The sequence below is a fragment of the Corallococcus exercitus genome, from assembly GCF_003611585.1.
Lineage (GTDB): Bacteria > Myxococcota > Myxococcia > Myxococcales > Myxococcaceae > Corallococcus > Corallococcus exercitus.
On record NZ_RAVW01000050.1, the window covers coordinates 21,859 to 32,503 of the forward strand.

At 70.6% G+C, this 10,645-nt stretch carries 9 protein-coding genes; 3 read left to right on the forward strand and 6 right to left on the reverse strand.

The window, feature by feature from the left end:
• Window positions 1–10: 10 nt before the first annotated feature.
• From D7W79_RS09265 to D7W79_RS09275, 3 genes are all read right to left on the reverse strand, one after another.
• On the reverse strand, window positions 11–1,915 hold the full coding sequence (locus D7W79_RS09265) for a methyl-accepting chemotaxis protein (RefSeq protein WP_120524984.1): 1,905 nt from the start codon (window positions 1,913–1,915) through the stop codon (window positions 11–13).
• Window positions 1,916–1,947: 32 nt separating this feature from the next.
• Window positions 1,948–2,499, reverse strand: coding sequence for a PDC sensor domain-containing protein (locus D7W79_RS09270; protein WP_208729677.1), 552 nt, complete (start codon window positions 2,497–2,499; stop codon window positions 1,948–1,950).
• Between the two features lie 177 nt (window positions 2,500–2,676).
• A complete protein-coding gene (locus D7W79_RS09275; protein WP_244221677.1) occupies window positions 2,677–3,156 on the reverse strand; it encodes an MOSC domain-containing protein in 480 nt (159 codons plus the stop codon).
• Window positions 3,157–3,321: 165 nt separating this feature from the next.
• On the opposite strand from D7W79_RS09275, the gene fumC reads away from it, so the two are divergent.
• The 3 genes from fumC to D7W79_RS09290 all read left to right on the forward strand — a co-directional run bounded on the left by fumC (window position 3,322) and on the right by D7W79_RS09290 (window position 5,946).
• Complete coding sequence (gene fumC, locus D7W79_RS09280; protein WP_120524985.1) at window positions 3,322–4,719, forward strand: class II fumarate hydratase; 1,398 nt, start codon at window positions 3,322–3,324, stop codon at window positions 4,717–4,719.
• 93 nt (window positions 4,720–4,812) lie between these two features.
• The gene (gene clpP, locus D7W79_RS09285; RefSeq protein ID WP_014399808.1) at window positions 4,813–5,412 is read left to right on the forward strand and encodes an ATP-dependent Clp endopeptidase proteolytic subunit ClpP; all 600 of its coding nucleotides are present in this window, start codon (window positions 4,813–4,815) and stop codon (window positions 5,410–5,412) included.
• A 177-nt stretch (window positions 5,413–5,589) separates the two neighbouring features.
• The gene (locus D7W79_RS09290; RefSeq protein WP_244221678.1) at window positions 5,590–5,946 is read left to right on the forward strand and encodes a hypothetical protein; all 357 of its coding nucleotides are present in this window, start codon (window positions 5,590–5,592) and stop codon (window positions 5,944–5,946) included.
• A 3-nt stretch (window positions 5,947–5,949) separates the two neighbouring features.
• Here the strand turns inward: D7W79_RS09290 and D7W79_RS09295 are convergent, their stop codons facing one another.
• The 3 genes from D7W79_RS09295 to D7W79_RS45700 all read right to left on the reverse strand — a co-directional run bounded on the left by D7W79_RS09295 (window position 5,950) and on the right by D7W79_RS45700 (window position 10,355).
• Window positions 5,950–7,857, reverse strand: a complete 1,908-nt coding sequence (locus D7W79_RS09295) for a bifunctional metallophosphatase/5'-nucleotidase (RefSeq protein WP_120524987.1) — start codon at window positions 7,855–7,857, stop codon at window positions 5,950–5,952.
• A 280-nt stretch (window positions 7,858–8,137) separates the two neighbouring features.
• Entirely contained in the window at window positions 8,138–8,584 is a 447-nt protein-coding gene (locus D7W79_RS09300) for a DUF3293 domain-containing protein (protein WP_120524988.1), read from the reverse strand.
• Complete coding sequence (locus tag D7W79_RS45700) at window positions 8,577–10,355, reverse strand: MBL fold metallo-hydrolase (protein ID WP_276375180.1); 1,779 nt, start codon at window positions 10,353–10,355, stop codon at window positions 8,577–8,579. The genes D7W79_RS09300 and D7W79_RS45700 overlap by 8 nt, the downstream gene beginning before the upstream one ends.
• Window positions 10,356–10,645: the final 290 nt, after the last annotated feature.

Genomic DNA, 10,645 nt, shown 5'->3' on the forward strand with positions numbered 1-10,645 from the left:
GCGCGTCCGGCTAGACGCGCCAGACGCCGGCCACGGACTCCATGCGCTCGGCCACGCCGCGCAGGGCGAGCGTCATCCGCTGGGTGCCGTGCATGGCCTGGAGGGTGTCGTCCATCATCCGGGACAGGTCCGTGACGGCCATGAAGATTTGAGCGATGCCGGCGTTCTGCTGGATGACGGCGGCGGCGATCTGCTGGGCCGCGGACGCGTTGTCCTGGATGATGTCCGTCAGCGCGCGCAGGCTCTGGCCGCTCTCGCGCACCTGGGCCAGGCCCACTTCGGAGCGGCGCTGTCCCTCCTCGGAGAGGGCCACGGTGTCGCGGATGCTGCCGCGGATGGCTTCCAGGATGTCGCGCACCCGGTCGGTGGCATGGATGGATTGATCCGCGAGGCCGCGGATCTCCCGCGCCACCACGCCAAAGCCCTTGCCATGCTCGCCGGAGCGGACCGCCTCGATGGCCGCGTTGAGCGCGAGCATGTTGGACTGGTCCGCCAGGTCCTTCACCGTCTGGGTGATGCCGCCAATCTGGTGCGTGCGCTCGTGGAGGGTGGAGATGCCCTCGGCCAGGCGCGCCCCGTGGTCACGCAGCTGTTCGAAGCCGTCCAGGCTGGCGTCGAGCGACGTCTGGCCGGAGCCGCCCGCCTCTCGCGCCCGCGCCACCAGCGCGAGCACCGCCTGCGAGCGCTCCGCCGCGAGCTGTGAGGTCTGCTGGATCTCCTTCGCGGTGACCTGCGTCTCCTGGATGGCGGCGCCCTGCCGGGTGAGGATGCGCTCCTGCTGCTCGGTGGCCTGCGTGAGCTCTCCCACCGTCTGCCCCAGCACCCGGGTGGCCTGCTGGAGGCTGGTGGTGGACTCGCGCAGGTGGTCCATCATCCGGGAGAAGGCGGAGGCCAGCTCGCCCACCTCGTCCTGGTGGCCGCGGGACTCCACGCGCTGGGTGAGGTCGCCCTCGCGCACCACGCGGGTCACCAGCTCGCACAGGGTGGTGATGGGCTGTGTCACTCCGCGCGCCAGGGCCCAGGCGGCCAGGACAGCCAGCCCCACCAGGGCCAGCACCGCGAGCACGCTGAGCTGGAGGAAGCGCCTGAGGGGCAGGAAGGCCTCTTGCGCGTCCAGCGCCGCCACGAAGCGCCAGCCCTGGCTCCCGCTGAAGCGGGCGGTGTTGTCGCGGGCCTCGGCCCGGACGGAGTCCACGAGGGCCGGCGCGTCCGCCGCCCGGGAGCTGAAGAGACGGCCGCCGTCGGGCGCGAGGACCTCCAGGGTGAAGCTCTTCTGTCCCCGGTCCCGCGAGCGCTGGAGTGCGCCCGCGACCACCTCTTCCAGCTGGCCCCAGTCGTACGCGGCCAGCAGCACGCCCACGCGCGCGCCGGAGATGGGGCTGAGCACGGGCAGCGCCAGGGGCATCACCGGGCGGGCGAGGAAGGGGTCCTGCTTCGTCAGCGCGCGCGTGAGCACGGCGGGGTCCAGCCGGTCCTCCAGCGCGGTCTGGAACCAGGGCGCGGCGAGCACCTCCTGTTCGCGTCCCGCGAAGGCCTGGCGCAGCTCCGGCCGGCTCACGGAGACGGCGCGCCCGTCGACGGTGAACAGCACCAGCCCCGCGAAGCTGGTGTGCCGGCCATTGAGGGAGGCGAGCACCGCGTCGCTCTTGGCGTAGGTGTCGAAGAGGAGAGCGCCGCGCACGATGGCGTCCTCGGTCCACGCGCGGGCGTTCGCTTCGCGCTCGCGCAGGGATGCCTCGATGAGGTCGCGCAGGCCGTCGGCCTCCACCTGGAGGACGCCGTGCACCTGCTGCTCCAGGTTGCGCCGGATGACGTGGACGCCCACCGCGACGACGGGGGTGAGGGCCGCGACGAGCAGCAGGCAGATCCACAGCGTGAGGCGGCCTCGCAACTTCAAACCGGACAGCAGGCGCATGCGCGAAGACCCTGGGGAGGAGGCGGTGGGCGTCACAGGTCGAGCAGGGACAGGCCCACGGTGAGCGCGCCGATGACCTGGGCGCCGTCGCGGACGGGGAGGGACACCTGGATGACGTAGGCCTGGGAGGACTCGTCGAAGAAAGGGGCCTCGCGCAGCACCGGGCCGCCCCGGCCCCCTGCGTAGGTGAGGCGCCACTTGGGCTCGTCCCCCTGCCAGTAGTCGGACGTGCGCCGGCTGGCGCAGACGAGCGCGCCCTGGCCGTCCATGGTGAAGGCCTCCGCCATCGCCGGGCCCAGCCGCTCCCGCAGGCGGCGCAGCGCGCCCGTGCACGGGGCGTCCAGCACGCGCTGCTTGAAGGGCGTGAGGGCCGGGGTCGCCATCCACTCCGCGTCGTGCTGCTGGATGGTGGCGAGCGGCGTGTGGCGCGCGTTCTGGGCGCGGATGGCCCGCACCACCTCCGGGTCCTCGGCCAGCCGCCGCAGGTGGGGCATCACGGCGTCCACCTTCTGGAGCTGCGCGACACCGTCAGGAGGGAGCTGACCCCCAACGGTCAGCGCCAATCCCATCCACAACATGGACATACCCAGACGCCCCCAAGGCCGTGAGAACGACTGAGAAAAGTGTGTCACGGAACACTTCACGCCGTCACGCAGGCAGGCATGATTTGAATTATTCAAACTAAGCTTGTTTTCACAGGCTCCAGGGCGACCAGCACTGCGCGGGCCTGTCTTCCTGCTCCCATGTTTCAGACGTCGGGTTCAGGGAAGCTTCGGCCGGATGATGCGCGGTGCGTTCGGGTTCACGTCCAGGAGGCGCACGGCGTCGCCTTCGTGCACGGTGCCTGGCTTCAGCACTCGCGCGAGCTGACCCCTCCGGCCCCAGCTGTCCTTCAGCAGGCCGGGGCGCAGGGCATCCAGCTTCCAGCACGGGACGCAGGGCTCGGTCAGCTCCACCACCACCGCGTCCCCCAGCGCCAGACGCTGTCCCGGCGGCAGCGCGTCCAGGGACAGGCCCTCCACCAGCACGTTCTCCTTGAGCGCGCCCTCGGGCACGTCCAGCGCCGCGCGCTGCGCTTCGTCCATCAGCAGCAGCTGGCGCTTGTGTCCCACGGCTCGCCGCTGGTGACGGTCGCCCTGGAAGCCGTGCTGCTCCACGGCGTGGGCCTCGGGGACCCGGCGCATGGGCGTGCCCCGCTCCTGGGCCAGGAAGAGGGCCTTGATGATTCCAGGGGTGCTCACGGCGTGACACTAACGCCGGAGCGCCCCGGGTGAGCGGGCGTCCCGTCCGCCTCCTCCCTCGCCGAGCGTTGGGGATGCGGCATCCGCCCGTCACTCCGTCCTGCCGGGGCGGGGCGGCGGTGTTAATCGCGCGGGACATCGTTCCTGTCTGGGAAAGGCCCCACCGTGAGCACGAAGAACGTTCGCATCGAGAAGGACACCTTTGGTCCCATCGAAGTCCCCGCCGACCGGCTCTGGGGCGCGCAGACCCAGCGCAGCCGTCAGAACTTCGCCATCTCCTCGGAGCGCATGCCCCTGGCGCTCGTGTACGCGCTGGTGCTGGTGAAGAAGGCCGCCGCGCTCGTGAACCAGGAGAACGGCACGCTGCCCAGGGAGAAGGCCCAGGCCATCGTGAAGGCCGCGGACGAAGTGCTCGCGGGGCAGCACGACGAGGAGTTCCCCCTGCTGGTGTGGCAGACGGGCAGTGGCACCCAGACGAACATGAACTGCAACGAGGTGCTGGCCAACCGCGCCTCGGAGCTCCTGGGCGGCGAGCGCGGTGAGTCGCGCAAGGTCCACCCCAACGACGACGTCAACAAGGGCCAGAGCTCCAACGACGTGTTCCCCACCGCGATGAGCGTGGCCGCCGTGGAGGCCGTGGTGAAGCACGTGCTGCCGGAGCTGACGGCCCTGCGCGACGTGCTCGCCCAGAAGTCCCAGGCCTTCCAGTCCATCGTGAAGATTGGCCGCACGCACCTGCAGGACGCCACGCCGCTCACCCTGGGCCAGGAGTTCAGCGGCTACGTGGCGCAGCTGGACCGCGCGAAGGGCCACATCGAGGCGGCGCTGCCGCACCTCTTGGAGCTGGCGCTGGGCGGCACCGCCGTGGGCACCGGCCTCAACGCGCCCCCGGGCTACGCCGAGCGCGTGGCGGCGGAGATTTCAAAGCTCACCGGCCATGCCTTCGTCACCGCGCCCAACAAGTTCGAGGCGCTGGCCGCCAACGACGCGCTGGTGCAGGCGCACGGCGCGCTCAAGGGGCTGGCGGCGGTGCTGTTCAAGGTGGCCAACGACATCCGCTGGCTGTCGTCCGGGCCGCGCTCGGGCATCGGTGAAATCAACATCCCGGAGAACGAGCCGGGCAGCTCCATCATGCCGGGCAAGGTGAACCCCACGCAGAGCGAGGCGCTCACCATGCTGTCCGCCCAGGTGATGGGCAACGACGTGGCCATCTCCCTGGGCGGCGCGTCCGGCAACTTCGAGCTCAACGTCTTCAAGCCCCTCATCATCCAGAACTTCCTGCAGAGCTGCCGCCTGCTGGCGGACGGCATGCGCAGCTTCCGCCTGAACTGCGCGGTGGGCATCGAGCCCAACCTCCCGCGCCTCCAGGAGAACCTCCAGCGCAGCCTGATGCTCGTCACCGCGCTCAACCCGCACATCGGCTACGACAACGCGGCGAAGATCGCCAAGACGGCGCACAAGCAGGGCAAGACCCTGAAGGAGGTGGCGGTGGAGCTGGGGCTCGTCACCGCCGAGCAGTTCGACCAGTGGGTCCGCCCGGAGAAGATGACCGGGAACCTGTAGGCCCCCCTCCGACCCGCCCAAGCGTGGGACAGCGCACGCTCCTGCAAGAAGGGGGGAGCGCGCGCGCGGGGGGACGATTAGGGTACGGGGGCTATGAACGTCCCCTTCGTCATTGAGACCACGCACCGCGGCGAGCGGGCGTACGACCTCTACAGCCGTCTGCTCAAGGACCGCATCATCCTCCTGGGCACGCCCATCAACGACGATGTGGCCAACCTCATCGTCGCCCAGCTGCTGTTCCTGGAGTCCGAGGACCCGGACAAGGGCATCAACCTCTACATCAACTCGCCCGGTGGCTCCGTCACGGCGGCGCTCGCGATGTATGACACGATGCAGTACGTCAAGTGCCCCGTGTCCACCATCTGCGTGGGCCAGGCGGCCTCCGCGGGCGCGCTGCTGCTGCTGGCGGGCTCCAAGGGCAAGCGCTACGCCCTGCCCAACAGCCGCATCATGATTCACCAGCCGCTGGGCGGCGCGCAGGGCCAGGCGACGGACATCGACATCCAGGCGAAGGAGATCCTCCGCCTGCGCACGTACCTCAACGGCCTGTTCGTGAAGCACACGGGCCACACCATCGAGCGCATCGAGAAGGACACCGAGCGCGACTACTTCATGAGTGCCGAGGAGGCCCGGCAGTACGGCCTCATCGACGAGGTCGTGGAGCGCGCCTCCGGCGTGCCGGCGCCCAAGTAGCGTCCATTCCAGCGGGGACCGGAGGAGCAGGCCCCGCGCCATTCCTCCGGGCGGGCATGCGACGGGTGCCGGTTTCGCAAGCCGCCCCACGGTGCGGCTTGACGGGGCCATGCCCAGGGTTCGGGTATGGTCCCCCGCCTTCTCGCCGCTGCTCTGCTGCCTGCCTTCCTGGCGGGCATGGGTTGTGCCACTGGCCCCACGGGCCGCCTGCCCGTGCCCCCCAACTCCCAGCCGGTCCAGGAGGAGCTGGGCGAGCGCAACGTCGTCGACGCGGGCGCGGAGTACGCCCGGCAGAACGGCATGGTGCTGGCGCAGAGCGGCCAGGCGGTGCGCATCCGCCCCAACTACTGGCGGATCCGCTTCGCGCTCCCGGAGGAGGGCTCCGGGAAGTTCCTGGAGCTGGACTTCGACGAACTGGCGCAGCAGGTGACAGGGGCACGGCGCCTGGACATCACCTCCGCCCAGTCGCCCATCCCCCGCACGTCCCTGCCCAGCGAGTCGAGCCCCGCGACGGGCGGCTCGGGTCCCCAGTGAGGGCTACGGCAGCCGCGTGACGCGGTCGAGCGCCGGGGCCGGCAGCGGCGCGGCCTCCGAACTCTTCGCGGTGAGGTAGGCCTCCAGCGCGTCCGAGTCCACGCCGCCGCCCACCGGGTTGGTGCCCTCCGTGAGGACGGTGAAGCCGTCGCCGCCGGGGGCGAGGAAGCTGTTCACGGTGACGCGGTAGTTGGCGGCCGGATCCAGCGTCGTGCCGTTGAGCTTGATGCTGGCGGGGTCCACCTTGGAGCCCGCGGGCGCGGACGCGCTGAACGCATACTGGAAGCCCGCGGACGGGTGGAGGATGCGCGGGCTGGCGAGCTGGAACTGCTGCTCCAGCAGGCGCTCAATCTGCGCGCCCGTCAGCGTCACGGTGACCAGGGTGTTGCCGAAGGGCTGCACGGTGAAGGCGTCGCCGTAGGTGACGGCGCCGTTGTTGGCGGGGGTGCGCACCAGGTCCGTGCGCACGCCGCCCGGGTTCATGAAGGCAATCTGGGCGCCGCCCACGGTCGCGCCCTTGGTGGCCTCCAGCTGCGCGTCCGCGATGACGAAGCCCATGGTGGACTGGCCGCTGGGGTCCGTCTGCACGTTGCTACGGGTGAGCGTCTGGGCAATCCAGCCGATGACGCGCTTCTCCAGCGGCGTGGTGAGGCCCTTGTAGCGGGTGATGAGCTCGGTGATGTCCGGGTCGGGCGTCACCGTGCGGGTGACGATGACGTTCTGGGCCTGGGCCTTCACCACCTGGCCGGAGGCCGCGTCCAGCGTCAGGTCGATGTCCGTGACGAGCCGGCCCACCGACGCGGCGCTGGTGACGAGCTTGCCGCTCAGCGTGCAGTTGTAGGCTTGGTGCGTGTGGCCGCTGACGATGACGCTCACGGCGGGGTCCAGGTTCTTCGCGATGTCCACGATGGGGCCGGTGAAGCCCTTGCACTCATTGTAGAGCGAGTCGAGGCCGGGCGTGCCGCCCTCGTGCACGATGACGACGATGGCGTTCACGCCCTGCGCCTTGAGCTCGGGGACCAGCGCGTTGACGGTCTCCACCTCGTCCTTGAACTGGAGGCCGGCGATGCCCGTGGGCGTCACGAGGGTCGTTGTTCCTTCCAGCGTCATGCCGACGAAGGCGACCTTCACGCCTTCGAAGGTCCGCACGTCGTAGCGCGGGAAGAGGGTGCGGTCCGGGCCGGTGGCCACGTTGGCGGCGAGGATCTTGTACCGGGCGCCGGTGAAGCCGGTGCCGTCCTGGCAGCCGTCCTTCGGGTGGCAGCCGCCGTTCTGCATGCGCAAGAGCTCCGAGCCGCCCTCGTCGAACTCGTGGTTGCCCACGGCGGCGATGTCCAGGCCGATTTGATTCATGGCCTCGACGGTGGGCTCGTCGTGGAAGAGCGCGGAGAGCAGCGGCGTGGCGCCGATGAGGTCACCGGCGGACACCACGATGGAGTTCGGGTTCTTCGCGCGCAGCTCCGCGATGTAGCGGGCGAAGTACACCGCGCCGCCCGCGTTCACGCGGCTGGCCGGGTCCACGCCGCCGTCCGCCAGGAAGGCCTGGGCAATCTGACCGCCGGTGCCGGTCGCGGGCTCCAGCTGCCCGTGGAAGTCGTTGAAGGCGATGATCTTCAAGGCGACGGTGGTGCCGCCGTCCGTGGTGCCGGTGCCCGCGTCGTCATTGCCGGTGCCCGCGTCGTTGTTGCCGGCAGGGGGCGGGAAGGTGACGGCCTGGCAGACGTGGTCCACGCAGGTCCAGCCCTGGCCTTCCGACGCGGAGTTCTGCTCCTGGCAGTCGAAGGCGTTGGTGCACTCGTTGTTGCCGCAGCCGCCGTGGAAGGCGAGCAGCAGGCCGGTGACGAAGGCGCCGGCGAGGAGGAAGACGCTGGGACGCGCGACATCACGCGCGCGGGGGACAGAAGGCTGCATCGAGACGGCTCCTGAGGCTGGAAAGCGGTGTACGCGGCAAACCGCGAAACCCTGGCATCGTCGCGTGGCGCGGGTGTGAGGGCCGGGTTCCGAATGGGTGTCGTCCGGGTGGATGTGACCTGGATGACACCCGGGGCGTCGGCTCAGGAGCGAGAGGGCTCCACGGGCCCCCTCCCGCCCGAAGCGGTTCAAACCTGTCCGACTGTCGGACAGGTTCGTGCGGTGCGCCGCGGACGGGGGGCTCTCGGGCTTCTCACCTGCTCCGCCGTGGGAACAGGCTTCAGGCCTGAAGGCCTGTGCACGGCACCAACTCCGCGGCGCCGCCCACGGAGCCCCAGAGCACGGCCTCCTGGTCGAACAGCTGGCCGATGCGCCGGGCTTCGTCGCGGGACAGGCCGGGGACGAAGAGGCTCTCCTCGGACCAGCTCCGGTCGTCGGCCACGCCCACGGCGGACACGTTCGGATGGCCCTGGGCTTCGAGCAGCGCGATGAGGCGTTGTTGAAGGCGCGCGTTGGTGTCGGGTGGGCTCGGGTGCGCGCGGGGGTTCCACGCGGTGATGAAGGCCCAGGTGGCGAAGCCGTGCGCGGTGAGCGCTGCGTCCAGCGCCGGATGCATGGCGTCCACGCGCAGCACGTGCTCGCGGTTTCCGACGAGAACGTGCGGGCGGACGACGTAGGCCGTGGCCTTGAAGGCCGCGTGGAGCGCGTCCCGGCGCGCGTCACTCATGCGGGGTCGCGACGGTCGCTCCCACACCCAGCGGAGCGGTCATTTCCGGTGGGGTCGTGGGCTGCGTCGCCGCACCCTGCGGAGCGGAGGTCTCCGCGTTCATCGCCGGAGGATTCGCGCCCTGCGGTGCGGCTTGCGGAGTCGCGATCTTCGTCCCCTCACCCTGTGGAGCGGAAGTCGCCGTGCCTTGCGGCGTCGCGACCGTCGGGCTCGCTCCCTGCGAATGAAGGCTCGAAGGGCCCGTCGCCGGAGGATTCGTGCCCTGCGGTGCGGCCTGTGGATTCGCGACCGTGGGATTCGTGCCCTGTGGAGTCGCGACTGTCGGGTTCGTGCCCTGGGGGGCGCCCTGCGGATTCGCGACCGTCGGATTCGCGCCTGACGGTGCGGCTTGCGGAGTCGCGACCGTCGGGTTCGCGCCCTGCGGTGCCACGGGGGACGGTGCTGGCTGTGCGTTCGGCGTCTTCGGCTTCGCGGCCTGCGTGCCCTGCGGGGGAACCGGAAGGAGCGGCAGCGCCGGGTGCCCTTCGCGGAGCTTGGGCGGAATCTGGCTGGCCACGATGGGGGCCTCCTCCGCGGTCTTCCATGGGCGGTCGGGCCACCAGCGCTCCACGGGCGGCGGCGCCAGCGCGAGGAAGTCCTGCCCGGGCCGGGGCGCGGTGATGCCCACGCCGTCGTGCTTCGCGGCCACCAGCGAGCGTTCAATCGGCTCCGTCCAGCCGTGGTACGCCAGCGTCACCAGTCCCCAGTGCACCGGCAGCATCAACCGGCCCTTCACCAGCCGGTGGGCGAGCACCGCCTGCTCCGGCCCCAGGTGCCAGTCCGGCCAGCCCGCGCCGTACTGACCCGTCTCGATCATCGTCAAATCGAACGGCCCCAGCTTCGCGCCAATCTCCTCCATCGCGGGGAACAGGCCCGTGTCGCCGGAGTAGTAGACGCGGTGCTGGGACCCCACCAGCGCCCAGCCCGCCCACAGCGTCTTGTCCTGCTGGAGGAACCGGCCCGACGCATGCCGCGCGGGCGTGCACACGATGTCCAGCCCCTTCACCTTCGTGCGCTCCCACCAGTCCAGCTCCACGATGCGGCTGGCCGGCACGCCCCAGTATTCCAGGTGCGCGCCCACGCCCAGCGGCACCACGAACGTGGTGTTCCAGTCCTTCATCGCCGTGATGGTGGCGAAGTCCAGGTGGTCGTAGTGGTCGTGCGAAATCACCACCGCGTCGATGGGCGGCAGCGCATCCAGCGCGATGGGCGCGGGGAACCAGCGCTTCGGGCCAATCCACTCCAGCGGCGACGTGCGCTCGCCCCACACGGGGTCGGTGAGCACGCGGTGTCCGTCCACCTCCACCAGCGTGGACGAGTGCCCCAGCCAGGTGACGCGCAGTCCGTCCTCGGGCGGCGTGGCGAAGCGCTTCGGGTCGATGCGGTCCACCACCACCGGCATCCGGGGCGTGCTCTCCGGGCTCGAGTGGAACAGGTCCGACAGCGTTCGCTCCCAGTTGTTGAGGATGGGCTGCGGGTTCACGAACCCCCCGTCATGCCACTGCGGCGAGCGCGCCATCCGCTCCAGCCGCGCCCCGTCCGGCGCCTTGCCGAACGCGTGCCACCCGTCGATGACGACGATGCCCAGGAACACCGCCAGCAGCAGCAGGCCCCATCCCAACAGGCGCAACAACCGGCCGCCCCAGGACGGCCGTTGGCCGTAGGAGGGAAAGGCCGTGCGGAAGGCCTTCTGTCGGGCCTTGTCCGCGGCCCGAATGGGTCCCGCGTTCATCCTCATTCCCGGACCCTGATGGCTCCGGTGCATGGGTGTCAATGGGGAGACATCCCGCTACGCCCCGGTTTTTCCTGACTCCGGCGGCGTCGAGCCCGACCCGTGGCCGTTCGGCGTGTCACGGGGTCAGGACGCTTCAGGGCGCCGGCGGGACGATCTTGAACCCGCGCTGGAGCAGCGGGGCCAGCCGATCCGTGAGGTCCCACGACTCCACCAGCCGACCGTCGCGCAGCCGGTACAGCGAGTCCCCGTGGAACGTGAGCGGCCGGGACTTGCCGTCGTGGGTGGGC

Excerpts from the sequence above, each read along its gene's own strand:
- clpP (WP_014399808.1), top strand. The coding sequence starts at position 4,813 with ATGAACGTCCCCTTCGTCATTGAGACCACGCACCGCGGCGAGCGGGCG.
- D7W79_RS09265 (WP_120524984.1), bottom strand. The coding sequence starts at position 1,915 with ATGCGCCTGCTGTCCGGTTTGAAGTTGCGAGGCCGCCTCACGCTGTGG.
- D7W79_RS09300 (WP_120524988.1), bottom strand. The coding sequence starts at position 8,584 with ATGAGTGACGCGCGCCGGGACGCGCTCCACGCGGCCTTCAAGGCCACG.
- D7W79_RS09290 (WP_244221678.1), top strand. The coding sequence starts at position 5,590 with ATGGGTTGTGCCACTGGCCCCACGGGCCGCCTGCCCGTGCCCCCCAAC.
- D7W79_RS09295 (WP_120524987.1), bottom strand. The coding sequence starts at position 7,857 with ATGCAGCCTTCTGTCCCCCGCGCGCGTGATGTCGCGCGTCCCAGCGTC.
- D7W79_RS45700 (WP_276375180.1), bottom strand. The coding sequence starts at position 10,355 with ATGAACGCGGGACCCATTCGGGCCGCGGACAAGGCCCGACAGAAGGCC.
- D7W79_RS09270 (WP_208729677.1), bottom strand. The coding sequence starts at position 2,499 with ATGTCCATGTTGTGGATGGGATTGGCGCTGACCGTTGGGGGTCAGCTC.